General features: G+C 64.4%; 12 protein-coding genes and 2 pseudogenes. 11 read left to right on the forward strand and 3 right to left on the reverse strand.

Translation table 11 applies throughout. The features are described from left to right. Positions 1–36 precede the first annotated feature (36 nt). A complete protein-coding gene (locus IWX62_RS14920) occupies positions 37–2463 on the reverse strand; it encodes an HAD-IC family P-type ATPase (protein ID WP_333483455.1) in 2427 nt (808 codons plus the stop codon). A gap of 253 nt (positions 2464–2716) precedes the next feature. Here IWX62_RS14920 and IWX62_RS14925 point away from each other — a divergent pair, with 253 nt between their 5' ends. The 4 genes from IWX62_RS14925 (at position 2717) to IWX62_RS14940 (ending at position 5831) form a co-directional block, all read left to right on the forward strand. Then, on the forward strand, positions 2717–3181 hold the full coding sequence (locus IWX62_RS14925; RefSeq protein WP_196842204.1) for an RrF2 family transcriptional regulator: 465 nt from the start codon (positions 2717–2719) through the stop codon (positions 3179–3181). Positions 3182–3266: 85 nt separating this feature from the next. Beyond that, positions 3267–4427 (forward strand): globin domain-containing protein, encoded by a 1161-nt coding sequence (locus IWX62_RS14930; RefSeq protein WP_196842205.1) that lies wholly within the window; start codon positions 3267–3269, stop codon positions 4425–4427. Between the two features lie 61 nt (positions 4428–4488). Continuing rightward, on the forward strand, positions 4489–4941 hold the full coding sequence (locus tag IWX62_RS14935; RefSeq protein ID WP_196842206.1) for a universal stress protein: 453 nt from the start codon (positions 4489–4491) through the stop codon (positions 4939–4941). Next, positions 4938–5831, forward strand: a complete 894-nt coding sequence (locus IWX62_RS14940) for a universal stress protein (RefSeq protein ID WP_196842207.1) — start codon at positions 4938–4940, stop codon at positions 5829–5831. Before IWX62_RS14935 ends, IWX62_RS14940 begins: the two co-directional genes overlap by 4 nt. On the opposite strand, the pseudogene IWX62_RS14945 reads toward IWX62_RS14940, so the two are convergent. Then, positions 5800–8165 (reverse strand): annotated as a pseudogene (locus IWX62_RS14945) (phosphoketolase family protein). The gene IWX62_RS14940 and the pseudogene IWX62_RS14945 overlap by 32 nt on opposite strands. Before the next feature lie 85 nt (positions 8166–8250). On the opposite strand from IWX62_RS14945, the gene IWX62_RS14950 reads away from it, so the two are divergent. From IWX62_RS14950 to IWX62_RS14965, 4 genes are all read left to right on the forward strand, one after another. After that, positions 8251–8487 carry a PLDc N-terminal domain-containing protein gene (locus tag IWX62_RS14950; protein WP_196842208.1) on the forward strand — a complete coding sequence of 79 codons (237 nt, stop codon included), beginning with the start codon at positions 8251–8253 and terminating at the stop codon, positions 8485–8487. Positions 8488–8594: 107 nt separating this feature from the next. Further along, positions 8595–8990 carry an ArsR/SmtB family transcription factor gene (locus IWX62_RS14955; protein ID WP_196842209.1) on the forward strand — a complete coding sequence of 132 codons (396 nt, stop codon included), beginning with the start codon at positions 8595–8597 and terminating at the stop codon, positions 8988–8990. Continuing rightward, complete coding sequence (locus IWX62_RS14960) at positions 8987–10621, forward strand: SulP family inorganic anion transporter (RefSeq protein ID WP_196842210.1); 1635 nt, start codon at positions 8987–8989, stop codon at positions 10619–10621. Before IWX62_RS14955 ends, IWX62_RS14960 begins: the two co-directional genes overlap by 4 nt. Before the next feature lie 144 nt (positions 10622–10765). After that, the gene (locus IWX62_RS14965; RefSeq protein ID WP_196842211.1) at positions 10766–11215 is read left to right on the forward strand and encodes a pyridoxamine 5'-phosphate oxidase family protein; all 450 of its coding nucleotides are present in this window, start codon (positions 10766–10768) and stop codon (positions 11213–11215) included. On the opposite strand, the gene IWX62_RS14970 is transcribed toward IWX62_RS14965, so the two are convergent. Next, positions 11212–14070, reverse strand: a complete 2859-nt coding sequence (locus IWX62_RS14970; RefSeq protein ID WP_196842212.1) for an FAD-binding and (Fe-S)-binding domain-containing protein — start codon at positions 14068–14070, stop codon at positions 11212–11214. The two genes, IWX62_RS14965 and IWX62_RS14970, sit on opposite strands and share 4 nt — an antisense overlap. Before the next feature lie 52 nt (positions 14071–14122). On the opposite strand from IWX62_RS14970, the gene IWX62_RS14975 reads away from it, so the two are divergent. The 3 genes and pseudogenes from IWX62_RS14975 to IWX62_RS14985 all read left to right on the forward strand — a co-directional run. After that, positions 14123–14860: a GntR family transcriptional regulator gene (locus tag IWX62_RS14975; RefSeq protein WP_196842213.1), complete on the forward strand. Its 738-nt coding sequence runs from the start codon at positions 14123–14125 to the stop codon at positions 14858–14860. Between the two features lie 4 nt (positions 14861–14864). Continuing rightward, complete coding sequence (locus tag IWX62_RS14980) at positions 14865–16040, forward strand: MFS transporter (protein ID WP_333483456.1); 1176 nt, start codon at positions 14865–14867, stop codon at positions 16038–16040. Between the two features lie 133 nt (positions 16041–16173). Then, positions 16174–16494 (forward strand): annotated as a pseudogene (locus IWX62_RS14985) (ASCH domain-containing protein); the annotation flags it as partial. Positions 16495–16587: the final 93 nt, after the last annotated feature.

Here is a 16587-nt window from a genome sequence, read left to right on the forward strand (position 1 = left end):
GCTTCCTTCAGTCTCGCCCGTACCGGCACGCAAGCGTTAGGGTCTTAGGGCCCGTTCTGGGGTGTCGTCGGGTGCGGCGAGCAGCCGGCGGTGGTGTCGGAACAGGACTTCAATAGCGACCCCGCCGAGGAGTGCAACAATGCCGGACGCGACGAGGTGGTTCCACCCTGGCACCGTGAAGTCGAAGAATTCGCTGAGCAGGGGCACCGTGAGCACCAGTGCCAGGGCCGCGAACATGGCACCGATGATCAGCACGCGCCAGCCGTTCAGCGGACGCGACAGGACTACCAACATCCAGAGGGCGATCAGGGCCAAGACGATAGCTGCGGCGGTCCGCACCTGGGCAATGGTGCCGATACCGGTCAACCGCGAGTAGCTGTTGATGGCAACGACGGCGAGCGCGATGATGAGCCCGGCCGGTAAGGCGAAAGAGAGGGAGCGTTTCAGGAATCCACTGCGGTAGCGTCGGGTGTTGGGCATCAGCGCCAGGAAGAACGCCGGAATACCAATGGTGATTCCATCCGTGGCCGACAGCTGACGGGGCAGGAACGGGAAGTCCCAGAGCAGCGCACCGAACGTGATGGAGAGAATGACCGCGTAGGCCGTTTTGGCCAAAAACAGCATCGATACGCGTTCAATATTGGCTATCACACGGCGCCCCTCGGCGACGACGCCCGGGAGTCGGTCGAACCGGCCGTCCAGAAGCACCAGCCGGGAGACAGCCTTCGTGGCCGCGGCGGCCGAGTCCATGGCGATGCCGATGTCGGCTTCCTTCAGGGCTAGAGCGTCGTTGACGCCGTCTCCGGTCATCGCCACCACGTGCCCCCGCCGTTGCAGGGCGATGACCATGCCCTTCTTCTGGGCCGGTGTTACCCGGCCGAAGACCGTGTGGTGCTGCATCACTTCGGCCAGCTCTTCGGGGTCCTCGGGCAGCTCCCGGGCATCGAAGCCTAAGTCGGGGGACACACCGACTTCCCGGGCGACCGCTGCGACGGTCCGGGGATCGTCGCCGGAGATGATCCTCAGCGAGACGCCCTGCTCCGTGAAGTAGGCGAGTGTCCGGGCGGCGTCTGACCTGACTTGTTCACGGAAGGTCAACAGGACCACAGGGACAAGGCCCGTTGGAAGCACCGCATCGTCGTCGTCCTGGACCGTAGGTGGACTGGGCGAATAAGCCAAAACCAGGGTGCGAAGACCTGAGTCGGCTAGACCTGCGGCGGTGTCCAACGCCACCTGGGCACCCGGGGCTTTCGGATGGAGCACCATCTCCGGGGCCCCCAAGAGCCAGGACCCGGCTGATGAAGTGCCCTTGGGGAAGCTGACCGCGCTCCATTTCCGCGCGGAGGAGAACGGGACCGAAGAAGCGATGCTGAGCGAACCGTCATCGTCGAAGGTTTCCGCCAGACAGCGGGCGGTGGCATTGGCGTTTGGGTCCGCCCCGAACCAACCGAGGGCCTGTTTCCATCCCCCTTGGGAAACGTGCCCAAGGGGGTGAACCTCATCGAAAACGATTTTCCCCGCTGTCAAAGTCCCTGTCTTATCGAGGCATAGGACATCCACCCGGGCCAACCCCTCGACAGCCGCCAATTCCTGGATGAGCACCTTCTGCTGGGTCAGGCGCACGGCACCGACGGCAAAGGCGACACTGGTCATGAGCACCAGCCCCAACGGAATCATGGCGATAATGCTGGCGACGGCACCAACCGCTCCCGTCCTCCAGGCGCCGGTGGCGATTGCATGTTCCCATCCCCCCTGGCTTTGCATCTGGCCGTTGACCACAATGGCCATGACGGGCAGCAGAGCGACGGTGATCCATCGAAGGACCTGATTCAGCCCCCGCCGGATTTCCGAGTGGACCAGAGAGAAGCGTTTGGCCTCGGCAGTCAGACGGTTGGAGAAGGCGTCGGCACCGACTCGGTGAACTACCGCCCATGCCTGCCCGCTCACCACGCTGGAACCGGACAACACCTCGTTGCCGATCCCCTTGTCGACCGGGTCTGATTCTCCGGTCAGCAGAGACTCATCGATCTCAAGACCTTCTGCCTCCAGAATCACCGCATCAGCGGACACCTGATCTCCGGCCCGAAGGACCAGAATGTCGTCTTTGACGACGTCTTTCACGTCGATGTCCTGAACCGCGCTGTCCCTGAGGACCCTCGCACGCGGGGCGTTCAGAACGGCGAGGCGGTCAAGGGATTTTTTGGCCCTGAACTCCTGTACGACGCCGATCAGAGCGTTGCCTACTGCAGCAAAACCGAAAAGCGCATCCCGCCACTGTCCGAGGAAGAGGAGCAACAGGAAACTGCCGGCCACAATGGCATTGAAGAGGGTCAGAACATTGGCCCTGAAGATATCCCAGAGGCTTCGGCTCGATCGATCGGGGACGTTGTTCGTCAGGCCAGCGGTCACCCGGATGGCGACTTCGGCGCCAGAGAGGCCCGCGCCCACCGACTGATGCGTCACGGGGACAGTTCCCTTTTCCAGTTCTGAGATCCCACCCGCCGGTCGCGATATCACTCGACACAGCCGGGATGGCTGAACAGCGGAGTCCCGGTGCGGGCGGGAGGTGCGGGCGTCATGCAGGGCCTTCCACAGTGGCGCGCAGAATTGCGGCAGCCACTTCAGTGTGAGGCTGGGGCATCGCCAAAGTAAGGGTCTTTGGACCCGTCTTGCGGTCCATCAGGATCGCAGCCGGGAACACATCTAGTGTTGAGGCATGAGGATCAACGCCTTCTCCGACGTCTGCCTGCGGGTGCTGATGATCCTTGCGTCAGCGCCGCATGATGGGCTCCAGACCTCGCGGGCCATTGCCGCCGAAATCGACATTCCCTACAACCACGTGAGCAAGGCCGTGATACGGCTACGGGATCAGGGGCTGGTTGACGTGGTGCGCGGACGATCCGGCGGGCTACGGATCAGTGAGGAGGGCAAGCGGGTCAGCGTCGGCGAAGTGCTGCGCAGCCTGGACACCCGCACCGATGTTGCCGACTGCAGGACGCCCAAGGGCGATTGTCCACTCCTAGCCGGCTGCGGGCTGCGGGTGGCGCTCGCACGGGCACGGGAAGCCTTCTACGCGGAGCTCGACGGCGTAGTCATCGCCGATCTGGCCGGTCCGGGCCGGATCGGATCCGCCTTCGTTGACCTGCAGGATCTGTCGATACGGGCGCATCCGACGGCTTAGTATCTGCCAAAAGTAGGATCTGGAAATAAACTTGCATATTGCATGCTACTTTTTAAAGCAGTAGTCCACTATGCAAGGAGCCGGAATGCTTTCGCACCAGTCACACCCCATCATCGAAGCCACGCTGCCACTGGTAGGCGAGAAGATGCCCGGTATTGCGACGAACTTCTACGCTCGCCTCTTTGCCGCCCACCCGGAACTGTTTGACGGACTGTTCAGCCGCTCAAACCAGAAAAACGGGACCCAGCAGCAGGCACTCGCCGGAAGCATTGCCGGCTTTGCATCGCATCTGGTGCAGAACCCCGACAGTGCACCGGAAATCCTCCTTGCCCGTATCGCCCACAAGCACGTCTCGCTGGGGATCGTGCCGGAGCAATACGACGTCGTCTACAAGCATCTCTTCGACGCCATCGCCGAGGAACTCAGCGAGGTCATCACCGAGGAAATCGCCACCGCCTGGACCGAGGTCTACTGGCTGATGGCCCACACCCTGATCAAAATGGAAAACGGTCTGTACGGTGGTGCCGCCAGCGACAAGCCATGGACTCCGTGGATTGTCCACAGCAAGGAAGCGGCAGGAAGTGACGCCGTCACCTTTACCCTGATACCCGCTGACGACACCCCCGTCACAGCTTCCCTCCCCGGCCAGTACATCGGTGTCAAGGTGATGATGCCGGACGGGATTCACCAGGTGCGCCAGTACTCGCTGGGCGCCGACCCAAACGTCAGGGTGTTCACCACCCGGCTGGATGCCGATGGCGAAGTGACGCCCGTCCTCCACCACAGCGTCCAGGTGGGCGACCAACTGATGCTGTCCAATCCCTGCGGCGACATTGTCCTGGGCGACGGCGAGCACCCCCTGATTCTTGCCTCCGCCGGCATCGGTTGCACCCCCCTCGCCTCGATCCTGCGGTCCCTGGCCCAGCAAGACTCGCGCCGCGAGGTCCTGGTCCTTCACGCCGAGACTAGCCTGGACCGGTGGGCGCTCCGGGATCAGATGAGCAGCGATGCAGCAAGCCTCGAAGCGGCCGAACTGGAATTGTGGCTGGAACAACCCGCCGGAAATTCTCATAGCGGACTGATGTCGCTGGACGCCGTGGCCATCCCGGCAGACGCCTCCGTCTACCTCTGCGGCCCCTTGCCCTTCATGCGGTCCATCAGGTCCCAGGCATTGCAATCAGGAGTACCCGCGCACCGCATCCACTATGAGGTCTTCGGCTCCGATCTGTGGCTCGCCAATGCCTGAGCTTCGGCATGCGGGACCAAAGCCCCTATAGCAGCGCGGCCAGCGGCCCCATGCTGGGTCAATGGCTGAAAAGTATATTGTCGTCGGTGTGGACGGGTCGCCGTCGTCAATCCTTGCCTTGCAGTGGGCCGACCGGCTCCGCCCCGTCGTCGGCGGCGACATCCGGGCCGTCGCGGCGTGGCAGATTCCGTTTTCCTACTACGAGTTCCCTCCGTCCGGGTGGAACCCTGAGGAAGTGGCCGAAACAGTCCTATCCGAGTCTCTCACTAAGGCTTTCCACGACAATCCGCCCCGCGGCGTCACGACCATTACCCGCCAGGGATCGCCTGCCCGAGTGCTCCTTGAGGAAAGCAAGACCGCGCAGCTACTGGTGGTCGGCAGTCGGGGACACGGCGGGTTTGCTGGCCTGCTGTTGGGATCGGTCAGCTCGACCGTTGCTGAACATGCATCCTGCCCCGTACTCATCGCTCACGGCGCTGAACCACTGAACCCTCATGAAAGCAGTCACGAGTGAAGCGCAGCATTGTCGTTGGATATGACGGTTCGGATCAGTCGCGCGTGGCGTTGGAGTGGGCGGCGGGGCAGGCCGTGCTGGAACAACGCCCACTGCACTTGGTGCACGGGTGGATCTGGCCACTGATCACCCACGATCTGGGTCCGGTAGACGGCGTCGCGGACAGCGGGTTGAAGCATGCCGCGGAGGCAGTTCTCGCCGACGGAGAGAACCGGGCGCGGCAGCTCGCTCCCGGACAAGAGGTCAAGACCAGCCTCATTGCCGGCGTCGCGTCGGAGGTTCTCGCTCGCATGTCACAGGATGCGCACCTGGTGGTTGTGGGTAGCCGCGGACTAGGTGGCTTTCTGGGCTTACTGGTCGGCTCGGTCAGCCTGAAACTCGCGACAACCGCCCACTGCCCCGTGGTGGTGGTGCGCACCAAGGAGGCACCTGACGGTCCAGTACTGATTGGCGTCGATGGGTCCGCCAAGAGTGAGACGGCGCTCGACGATGCGATCTCCCTCGCAATGCTGTGGGATGCACCGCTCAAGATCATGCATGTCAGAGACGATGTGCGCCTGTTCGGTCGCAACCATTCGTACCCGGGATCAGAGGTGAGGGCCATGGAGATCGTCTCCGAAGGCGTGGTTCGGGCACGGGCAGCAGCTCCGGACCTGGTCATCGAGACGGCCCTGGTGACGGGTCATTCGGTGGCTGGCACCATCCTCGACGCCTCCGGATCCGCCCGAATCCTTGTGGTGGGCGAAACCGGGCAGGGAAAATTCCTGGGTGCCGTCGGCTCCACTGCTCAGACAATTCTTCACCACGCCACGGGAAACATCCTGATTTCCCGGCGGCCCCGGGACGAAGGCCGAGCGCTTAGCTTCGCGCCGTCCACCGCCAGTTCCTGACCTCGGGCAGGTCCTCCCCGGCGGTCCTGATGTACTGGTGGTGGGCAATCAACTTGTCCTTCAGCTCCTCCCGGACATGGGATGAGATGTCGCGGAGCCGCGGCACCCGGTCAATCACGTCGATCGCCAGGTTGAACCGGTCGATCTGATTCATCACGCACATATCGAAAGGCGTGGTGGTGGTGCCTTCCTCCTTGTAGCCGCGCACGTGGAAGTTGTGGTGATTCGTGTGGCGGTAGGTCAGCCGGTGGATGAGCCAAGGGTAGCCGTGATAGGCGAAAATCACCGGTTTGTCCTGGGTGAACACCGCATCAAACTCGAGGCCAGATAACCCATGGGATGGCTGCTCTGATCCTGCAGCCTCATCAGGTCCACCACGTTCACTACCCGGATCCGCAGGTCCGGGAAGTGGGTGTGCAGGATCTCGACGGCGGCTAGGGTCTCCATGGTTGGCACGTCCCCGGCGCAACCCATCACGACGTCGGGCTCCTCACCCGCGTCGTTACTGGCCCACTCCCAAATGCCGACACCCTTGATGCAGTGCCGGATCGCTGATTCCATGTCCAGATACTGCAGCTGTGGCTGCTTCCCGGCGACGATGATGTTCACGTATTGCCGGCTGCGCAGACAATGATCGGCCACTGACAAGAGCGTGTTGGCGTCGGGTGGCAGGTAGACCCGGATGACGTCGGCCTTCTTGTTGACCGCGTGGTCGATGAACCCCGGGTCCTGATGGGAAAAGCCGTTGTGATCCTGTCGCCATACGTGGGAGGTCAGTAGATAGTTCAGTGAGGCGACAGGGCGGCGCCACGGGATGCCGTTGGTGGTGGTCAGCCACTTGGCATGCTGATTGAACATCGAGTCAACCACGTGGATGAATGCTTCGTAGCAGGAGAAGAACCCGTGCCTGCCGGAGAGCAGATAGCCTTCCAGCCAGCCCTGGCAGGTGTGTTCGGACAGGATCTCCATGACCCTACCGTCGCGGGCTAAGTGATCGTCGCCGGGAACCATCCCGGCATTCCAGGTCCTCGCGGTGGCCTCCAGCACGTTGTCCAACCGGTTGGAGTTGTTCTCGTCGGGGGCAAACAGCCTGAAGGTTTCCATGTTCCCCGACATGACATCCCGAAGGAAAGTGCCCAGCACCCTGGTGGACTCGCCGGACCCGGTGCCGGGCGAGGCAATCGGAACCGCATAGTCCCGAAAATCGGGCATCCGCAGGTCGCGGAGCAGCAGCCCACCGTTCGCGTGCGGGTTGGCGCTCATCCTCCGCGTCCCGTCAGGATGGAGGTCACGGATGGCAGGAACGGGGACGCCGTCGTCGTCGAACAGCTCTTCTGGCCGGTAGCTGCGCAACCACGTCTCGAGAACCTCACGGTGCTCAGGGTTTTCTCGTGCACCACTGAACGGCACCTGATGGGCGCGCCAGGTGCCTTCCACCTTGACGCCGTCGACGTCGGCCGGTCCGGTCCAGCCCTTCGGCGAGCGCAGCACGATCATGGGCCAGAGGGGACGACCGGTTTCGCCCTCGGTGCGCGCCCGGCTCTGGATGTCCCGGATCTCGTCGAGACAGGTATCCAAAACGCGGGCGAAGTCCTGGTGCATGTGGTCCGGGTCCGAACCTTCCACGTAATGCGGGGTGTGGCCGTATCCGCGGAGCAGCGCGTCCAGTTCCTCAGGGCTGATCCGGGCCAGGATGGTGGGGTTGGCAATCTTGTAGCCGTTGAGGTGCAGGATCGGGAGGACTGCCCCATCGCGGCGGGGATCGACGAACTTGTTGGAGTGCCAGCTGGCCGCGAGTGGCCCGGTCTCCGCTTCGCCGTCGCCGATGATGGCTGCGACGGTGAGCTCCGGGTTGTCGAACGCCGCGCCGTAGGCGTGGGAGAGGGCGTACCCCAGCTCGCCTCCCTCATGGATGGAGCCGGGGGTTTCCGGGGCGACGTGGCTGGGGATGCCGCCGGGGAAGGAGAACTGGTGAAACAGGCGCTGCATACCGGCGCCGTCCCAGGAGATGTCCGGGTAGGTTTCGCTATAGGTACCCTCCAGCCAGGCCGCGGCGACGGCAGCCGGCCCTCCATGGCCCGGGCCCATGATGTAGATCATGTCCAGGTTGCGTGCCATGATGGCCCGGTTCAGGTGCGCGTAGATGAAGTTCAGTCCAGGCGTTGTCCCCCAGTGGCCCAGCAGCCGCGGCTTGATATGTTCCGGCCGCAGTGGCTCCTTCAGGAGCGGGTTATCCATCAGGTAAATCTGTCCCACGGATAGGTAGTTCGCTGCACGCCACCAGGCGTTGATGTTCGACAGTTGGGCAGGATTCAGGACCGGCTGCTGGCTCATGACCTTCAGCCTGCGGGTAAAGCGCCCGGCGATCCAGTGCCAAAAGACCCTTATCCACCCACGCGCGGCGGGCTACGGTGGGCAGATGACAACGAAATCCACCGGGAGGAAATCCCGGAAATGGAGGGACCTCACGGACCGGCAGAAGACTCTGACCCTGGTGATGGGTTCCATCCAACTCTCACTCGCCGCCACCGCATGGGCGGATCTGGCGAAGAGGCCTCCGGACCAGGTGAACGGCCCCAAGCTGGTGTGGTCCGCTGTCATCGCGATCAACTTCTTCGGCCCGTTGCTCTACTTCATCAAGGGCATCCGCCGCTAAATAGCGGTGCCATCTTTGTCATCGGCCGCCTCCAGTAGATCGGCCATCTCCATTCCTGCAGGCTTACATGATAATATTATCAAACAGTCAATCAGTCAGGACATGCGATGGACGACAGTCCCGTGAAGAACACGTTCGCCGATTTCCGCGCACCCCTCTACGAGGTCAAGGCAAATCTTTTCAAGGGTCTCGCCCACCCCGTCCGGATCAGGGTCCTGGAACTACTCTCCGCGGCACCCGAAGTGTCGGTGTCGGACCTGCTGACCGCGACGGGGCTGGAAGCTTCGCACCTATCGCAGCACCTGTCCGTGCTGCGTCGCTACCAGCTGGTCACATCGGACCGGCGCGGCCTTCAACAGTTCTATACGCTGGCAAGTCCGCTGGTGGCAGAACTGCTAGCCGTTGCCCGCGGGCTCCTCGAAGAAGTCCTGCGGACTACCAAAGACACCCTTGGGTACGGACCATCCGCAGGCACGCCGGCAGCTCCCGGCAGCGGCGAGTGAACATCCTTCGGTCACTCCGGTCCCTGCTCCCCCAGGTACACGATTACGCTGAGCTGCCGCGCACCTGGAAAGGCGACCTCATTGCAGGGCTCATTGTAGGCATAGTCGCCTTGCCACTGGCACTGGCGTTCGGTGTTAGTTCAGGAGCGGGCGCCGCGAGTGGCTTGATTACTGCCGTCGTGGCTGGCCTGGTTGCCGCAGTTTTTGGTGGTTCCCATATTCAGGTTTCCGGGCCGACCGGTGCAATGGTCGTTGTGCTGGGTCCAGTGATCGCCGCCCACGGCGTTGAGGCTTTGGCTGTGGTGGGAGTCCTGGCCGGGCTGATGGTCATCGCCGCGGGCGCGCTGAAACTGGGCCGGGTGGTATCCCTCCTGCCCTGGCCTGTGATCGAAGGATTCACCCTCGGGATTGCCGTCATCATCTTTCTGCAACAGGTGCCAGCTGCTTTTGGTGTTGACGCGGGACCGAGCACCAACGCCGCAATATCGGCTGTACAGGCCCTGTCGACCGTTCCCCTTTCGGGCCATCTGGCAGCGGTAGGGCTCGTTCTCCTGGTTGTCCTCATCATGACCCTGGCCCCGCATATCCACCACCGGATCCCTGGATCACTCGTCGCGATTGTGGCCGCTAGCGTCGTGGCCGAGGCCCTTGCCCTACCGATCGGGAGAATCGGCATCCTCCCCGATTCCCTGCCAGCACCAACGCTGCCCGGCTGGGATTGGGGATTGATCGTCGTACTGGCTGGGCCCGCAGCGACGATCGCCGCCCTGGCAGCGATCGAGTCGCTACTTTCTGTGCGGGTCGCAGCCTCGATCTCGACTACGGGCCCGTACGACGCCGACCGCGAACTTTTCGGCCAGGGCTTGGCGTCCGTCGCCTCAGGGCTGTTCGGGGGCATGCCAGCTACCGGCGCTATCGCCCGCACGGCAGTGAACATCCGGTCGGGCGCACGCACCCGGTTTGCTTCGATCACCCACGCGATCGTTCTGCTCCTTGTGGTTTACCTGGCCACCGGCCCGGTCTCCCGCATTCCACTTGCCGCTCTGGCTGGGGTCCTGATGGTCACTGCTGTGCGGATGGTCTCCCTGCCGACCCTGCGGAGTGTTATCGGCTCAACCCGCGGAGACACCGCTGTTCTACTGGTCACCGCGATTGTCACTGTCTCCCTCGACCTGATCCAGGCGGTGGGAATCGGGGTTCTTGTGGCAGCCTTCTTCGCCCTGCGCTCCCTGGTGCAGTCCAGCGGAGTACACCGCGAAGCGATCCCGGGCCCACGCCAGAACGGGGACACCAGGATAGCCATCTACCGCCTGGAGGGAGCCCTGTTCTTCGCAGCTGCTGAACGTCTGCTGGAACATATCAGCGACATCAGCGACGTCGATGTAGTGATCATCCGCATGTCCCGCCTGCAGGCGCTCGACGCGACAGGTGCCCGAGTAATCACCGATCTGGTGACCGCTCTTGAGCGTCGCGGGATCACCGTCCTGATTAAGGGTGTCCAGGATCGCCATTTGCGCCTGATCACCAAAGTTGGAGTGCTGAAATCATTGCGTCACCACAAACACCTCTTCACCACTCTGGAGCCGGCGATTGAACATGCCCGCAGCCACGTATCTCGAGTTGCCCGATGACCAACGCGATGAAGACCCGGTTTGGGAAGGGCGCACACTGGGCAGCGCTAGTCCGGACTAAAGGCCCTACTGGCGCCGAGCGTTCGCAGCTACGGTGTGCACACTCCCGCTAGGCAACCACTCAACGAAGAGGCAGGCATTCACATGACCGCTCCCACCGTCTCCGATGAATTCTGGGACACACCCGGCCTGTTGCGCGCATCTCAATCGCTGAACACCGACGAGTGCTGGGCGCTGATCGCGGGCCAGACCAGCGGGCGGATTGGATTCCTGCACGACGGACTGGTCACTATCTTCCCGCTGAACTGCATTGTCCACGACCGGGCCGTATATTTTCGTACCTCCGCAGACGGGGTTATTGCCACCAGCCAGCTGGAGCGGGCCGCGTTCCAGCTCGACCACATCGACACCGTCGCGCGCAGCGGATGGACTATTCTCATCAACGGCATCCTTGAACGCATCGATGCCCCGGACCTGTTGAAGACCCTCTGGGGCAGCCGCGCTGACGAACCTTGGGCACCCGGCCAACGCAACGTGTTCTTCGGCATCAGCCCTCGAAAGATCAGTGGGCGGCGGCTCCACCCGGAGCACTAATCTGCTGAGTCCGTGGGCGGAGCGGGATCCAGGAGTTGCGCCAGGTGGATGCCGCGGCGGTCGCTCAGGTCCTCCAACTGGGTCCTGCAGGAATAGCCGTCGGCGAGCACGACGGCGTCGTCGCCTGCCGCCCGAACGGCAGGGAGTAGCTGCTGTTCAGCCACGGCCACGGAGATCTCATAGTGCCCGCGCTCTACACCGAAGTTCCCGGCGAGGCCGCAGCATCCGCCGAGTTTCTGCAGCGTTGCACCGGCGCCCTCCAGAAGCGCCGCATCGGGGCTCCAGCCCATCACCGCGTGGTGGTGGCAGTGCGGTTGCGCGACGACGGTGGTTCCCGCCAGCGACGGTGGCGTGTAATCCGGCGTCTGTGCGAGGAACTCGGCGAGGGTGTGGGTGGCTTCGGCCACCCGGCCGGCGGCCTCCTGCCCGAGCAGTTCGACGGCGTCGGACCTGAGCACGCCGGTGCAGGAGGGTTCCAGGCCCACGATGGGGATGCCCTGGCCCACCGACTCCCCCAGCACCGTCACGCTGGAGCGCAGGATTTTCCGGGCCGAATCGAGCTGGCCGGTGGAAATCCAGGTAAGGCCGCAGCACACCGGCGCGTCCGGGATCCTGACCTCGTAGCCCGCGGCCTCCAGGATCCGCACCGCTGCCTGACCCACCTCGGGGGAGAAGTTGTTGGTAAACGAATCCGCCCAGAGGAGCACCGGTGATCTGTCTCCGGAGGGAGCGACGCGGCGGGCGTTGAACCAGGCGTGAAAGGTCTGCGGTGCGAACGCTGGGATGGCCCGCCGCTGGTCGACGCCTGCCAGCCGCAACCCCAGCTGGCGTGCACCGGGTAGCCGCACCAGGGCATTCACGAGTCTCGGGGCGAAGGACGCCAGGTTCGCCCACCGGGGCAGCCAGCCCAGTGAGTAGTGTGCAGCCGGCCGGATCCTGCCCTTGTGGCTTTGGTGCAGCACCTCGGCCTTGTAGGCGGCCATGTCGATGCCGGTGGGGCAATCGGAGGCGCAGCCCTTGCAGGAGAGGCAGAGGTCCAGAGCGTCGTGGACCTCTGGTGCTCTCCAGTTGAGTTTCCCGGCCACCGTGCCACCGGTGACCGACCCGTTGATCATTTCCTGCAACACCCGGGCCCGGCCGCGGGTGGAATCCTTTTCCTCCCGCGTCGCCAGATACGAGGGGCACATCACCGAACTGTTGTCCGCGTGCGACGCCCGGCACAGCCCCACCCCGGTGCAGCGATGGACCGCCTGGCTGAAGTCGCCGTCGTCGTGCAGGTAACCGAAGCCCAGTTTGGACCGCAAGGGCCCGGCTTCCGCCACCCGGACGTTCGCGTCCAGCGGCTCAGGATTGACGAGGATGCCGGGGTTGAGGATGTTGTCCGGGTCGAGGATGCCCTTGACCTTCCCGAAGAGCGAGATGGCCGCGGGAGAGTACATGTAGGGCAGGAGTTCACTGCGGGCGCGGCCATCACCGTGCTCCCCGGAGAGGGACCCACCGTAGCGGGCCACCAGCTTCGCCGCGTCGGTGAGGAACTCGCGGAACACCGTGGTGCCGTGGTGTGCCAGTGGGAAATCGAGCCGGATGTGCACGCAGCCGTCCCCGAAGTGACCAAACGGGAACCCGGTGAGGTTGTGGGACAGGAGCAGGTCGTCGAACTCGCGAAGGTAGTCGCCCAGCCGTTCCGGTGGCACCGCTGCGTCCTCCCATCCGGCGTGCGCTGGCGCCCCCACCGGTGAGCGGCCGGCCAGTCCGCCGCCGTCCTCGCGGATCCGCCACAGCGCCAACGCCTCCCGCGAGTCGGTGATGATCCGCGCATGCCTGACCTCGGCGATGGCGCTAAGCCGGCCGGCCCGGTCGGCGACGTCAACGGCGTCATCCCCGGAAATCTCGACGAACAGCCAGGCCGCACCGCCGGGCAGTTCGGGCACCGCTTGGGGGCCCTTCCGGGTGCGGACCACCTCGACAATCCGCGAGTCCAGGCCCTCGCAGGCGGTGGGCTTGAACGGCAGGACGCTGGTGACGGCGTCGCCGGCGTCACCAATGGTCTCGAACCCGAGCACCACCATGGTCTTGTGCGGGGCGTCGGCGACCAGTCGCACTCCGGCCTCGAGCACGACGGCGAGCGTCCCTTCGCTGCCCACCAGCGCCCGCCGCAGGTCAAACCCGCGTTCCGGAAGGAGATGTTCGAGGGAGTAGCCCGACACCTGCCGCCCGAATCGGCCCAGTTCGGTCCTGATGGTGCCCAGCTCGGAGCCCACGAGCGAGCGTAGCGCGTCGGTTTCCGGGGAGGACGGCGTACCGTCGGCGCCGAGGTAGAGCCGGGCGCCGGACCCGGTGACGACGTCAAGGTGCGTCACGTTGTCGGCGGTACGACCGTACGCGAGCGCCCGCGATCCGCAGGCGTTGTTCCCGATCATCCCGCCGACGGTGCAGCGGGTGTGGGTGGACGGGTCGGGGCCGAACCGCAGCCCGCTCGCCAAGGCAACCTTCTGCAGGGTCGCGTGCACGGCGCCAGGTTCGACGACGGCGGTGCGGCTCTCGGCGTCGAACTCAAAAACTTTGTTGAGGTGGCGACTGAAGTCGATCACCACGCCGGTGCCGATGGAGTTGCCGGCCAGTGAGGTGCCGGCGCCCCTCGAGGTGAAGGGGATCCCGCGTTCGCGGCAGACCTCGAGGGTGGCGAGCACCTCGTCCAGGTGCCGTGGGAAAACCACGGCCGTAGGATGCACCCGGTAGAGGGACGCGTCGCTGGAGTACGCGGCCCGGGAGGTTGCGTCGACCCGCGCATCGGCAACACCCCTGGCGTGGAGTTCGGAGACCAGGGAAGTGGGTGCTGTGAGCGTCGTCGCCATGAGTAACATGTTACTCACCGTGTCCAGTCCGTCACAGACTACCCTTGGAGTCATGTCACCCGCCCCCGACGACGCCCGCGCCCCCGCCGCACGGTCGCAGTCCCTCACGGACCGGACCATTGAGGCCGTGCGTGAGGGCATCCGGAACGGCAGCTTCGTCCCCGGTGAACTGTATTCCGTCTACCAGCTGGCCGATGAGCTGGGCGTCTCCCGCAGCCCGGTCCGGGACGCCCTGCTCCGGCTGGCGGAAACCGGGATGGTCGCCTTTGAGCGCAACCGCGGGTTCAGGGTGGTGCTGCCCGGGGCGAGGGAACTGACCGAGATCATTGCCGTCCGGCTGGCACTGGAGGTACCCGCAGCCGAGCGGGCAGCGGTCCGCGCCACAGACTCCGATCGATCCGCTCTGCACGGCGAGCACTCGGCGATGGAGGCGGCAGTCCTCGCCGGTGACGAGACAGCGTTCATGCTCCACGATCAGCGGTTGCACGGGCTCCTGCTGGACCTTGCCGGCAACGCCCACGTAGCGCGAATTATCGAGAACCTGCGCGACGCCACCCGCCTGGTCGGTGCGTCAACGATCAAGAAGTCCCGGTCCCTGGACGACGTGTATCGCGAGCACCGGCCCATCCTTGACGCCATCGACGACGGCGACCCGGCTGCCGCTGGCTCCGCGATGCGCCGCCACCTTGAATCCACGGGAAGGCTGCTCCTGCGGGAAGCCGCAGATGGAAGTAACTCTTCGCTCTGGGAGGACCTGGTTGATCCAGTGACCGGCCAGGGCAGCCGGTGATCTGATGACCGATGTAGTGGAACGCCGTCCCCGTGGCGGTCTGGCAGCGATGTGCATTTCGCAGGCCACGAGCTGGGGGTTGTTGTACTACTCGCTGCCGGTGGCCGTGGTGCCCATCACCGAGGACACCGGGTGGAGTGCTGCGGCAATCACCGCTGCCTTCTCCGCCGGGCTGATCGTCTCGGCCGTGTTCGGAATCTGGGTGGGCAAGTTACTGGACCAGCGTGGGCCGCGCCGGCTGATGGTGACCGGCAGCCTGATCGGGGTCGCCGCCCTCCTGCTGGTGGCGACCGCACCGAACCTCCCCGTCTTTGTCGCTGCGTGGCTGATAGCAGGTCTGGCTCAGGCCGCTGTGTTTTATCAGCCGGCGTTCGTTGTGCTGACCCGCTGGTATGGGCCCGCCCGGGTGCGGGCGCTGACCACGTTGACTCTGGTGGCCGGGTTCGCCTCCCCTATCTACGCACCCTTGACGGCATTGTTGATCGAGACTGTCGGGTGGCGGTCCGCCTATCTGGTCCTTGCCTGCGCGTTGGCTGTCGTCACGATCCCTCTGCACTGTTTCTTCCTCAACGCCCACTGGACGGTTCCGTCGCCGTCACAATCGCGGCAATCCGTTACCCGGGATGTCCGGGCGACAACGCGCAGCCGACGGTTCATCATGCTGCAGGTGGCAGTCGCTGCGGCAACCTTGGCGCTCTTCGCGGTCACGTTCAATCTGATCCCGCTCCTGCTGGAGCGGGGCTTTGATTACCGGACCGCAGTACTCGCGTTCAGTCTGATCGGGGTGGGCCAAGTGGTAGGACGGCTGTTCTTCGCTGTGCTGCCCGGCCGGGCCAACCCGGTGCGCCGCACCGTGTTGTTGCTCGCCGCGGGCGCGACCTGCTTGTGGCTTCTAGGTCTGCTGCCCGGCCCCGCGTTCGCCCTCATCGGTGTGACCGTATTGGCCGGCGCGGTCCGCGGGTGCGTCACCCTGCTACAGGCGACAGCCGTTGCGGACCGGTGGGGAACCGCCAACTTCGGCGCCGTGCAGGGCGTCTTCGTGGCTCCGGTGACGGCGGTGGGTGCGCTCGCCCCAGCAGCAGGGCCTCTCCTTGCTGGGCTCCTCGGAGGGTATCCGGCCATGGCGTTGGCCATGGCCGGGGTGGCAACCCTTGGGGTGCTGGCCGCCGCGCGTTCCTGATTGTCACCCGTCAGATCTCCAGAACGCCCTCCCCCGCCGGCCCTCCCTGGTCAGCCTGCGGTGCGACTTCTGGCACCATGGGGTGGTGGAATCTCAATCTGTTGCCCCCATCGACAAGCACGCAGGTATACGGATGTGGCAGGACTATTGCGCCGCTCATCCCGAGGCGGTAGCAGCGTCACCCGAGTACACGATCGAACACTTCGGTGACACCCGGCGACTGGCGGATGAACTTCTTGGTCTTGTCCTCAGCGGACGGAAGCGGGCGACGGCAGAGCTTGTTCGTGATTTCATCGCTCGCGGTGATCAGGTCCCCCGCATCGGATCCCATTGGATCGCCTGCGATGGAGATGGGACTCCTCGCATCATCATTCGCAGTGTCGAACTCCGCGTTGGAGGTTTCACCAGTGCAGATGCCGCGTTTGCCGTCGACGAAGGCGAGGACGATCTAACCCGGGGTTTTCGTGATGGTGGGGCCTGCAAGGTGTGTTTAAGCGACGAAAGGTGCTTCTGAGCTGGGAAAATAGTGTTGTTGACGCACTTTTAT

The organism is Arthrobacter sp. CAN_A1 (assembly GCF_015751665.1).
Classification (GTDB): Bacteria; Actinomycetota; Actinomycetes; order Actinomycetales; family Micrococcaceae; genus Arthrobacter_D.

Bases quoted from the DNA above. Each gene is read 5' to 3' on its own strand.
- IWX62_RS14955 (WP_196842209.1), top strand. From the start codon at position 8,595: ATGGACGACAGTCCCGTGAAGAACACGTTCGCCGATTTCCGCGCACCC.
- IWX62_RS14935 (WP_196842206.1), top strand. From the start codon at position 4,489: ATGGCTGAAAAGTATATTGTCGTCGGTGTGGACGGGTCGCCGTCGTCA.
- IWX62_RS14975 (WP_196842213.1), top strand. From the start codon at position 14,123: ATGTCACCCGCCCCCGACGACGCCCGCGCCCCCGCCGCACGGTCGCAG.
- IWX62_RS14950 (WP_196842208.1), top strand. From the start codon at position 8,251: ATGACAACGAAATCCACCGGGAGGAAATCCCGGAAATGGAGGGACCTC.
- IWX62_RS14965 (WP_196842211.1), top strand. From the start codon at position 10,766: ATGACCGCTCCCACCGTCTCCGATGAATTCTGGGACACACCCGGCCTG.
- IWX62_RS14980 (WP_333483456.1), top strand. From the start codon at position 14,865: ATGACCGATGTAGTGGAACGCCGTCCCCGTGGCGGTCTGGCAGCGATG.
- IWX62_RS14970 (WP_196842212.1), bottom strand. From the start codon at position 14,070: ATGGCGACGACGCTCACAGCACCCACTTCCCTGGTCTCCGAACTCCAC.
- IWX62_RS14925 (WP_196842204.1), top strand. From the start codon at position 2,717: ATGAGGATCAACGCCTTCTCCGACGTCTGCCTGCGGGTGCTGATGATC.
- IWX62_RS14930 (WP_196842205.1), top strand. From the start codon at position 3,267: ATGCTTTCGCACCAGTCACACCCCATCATCGAAGCCACGCTGCCACTG.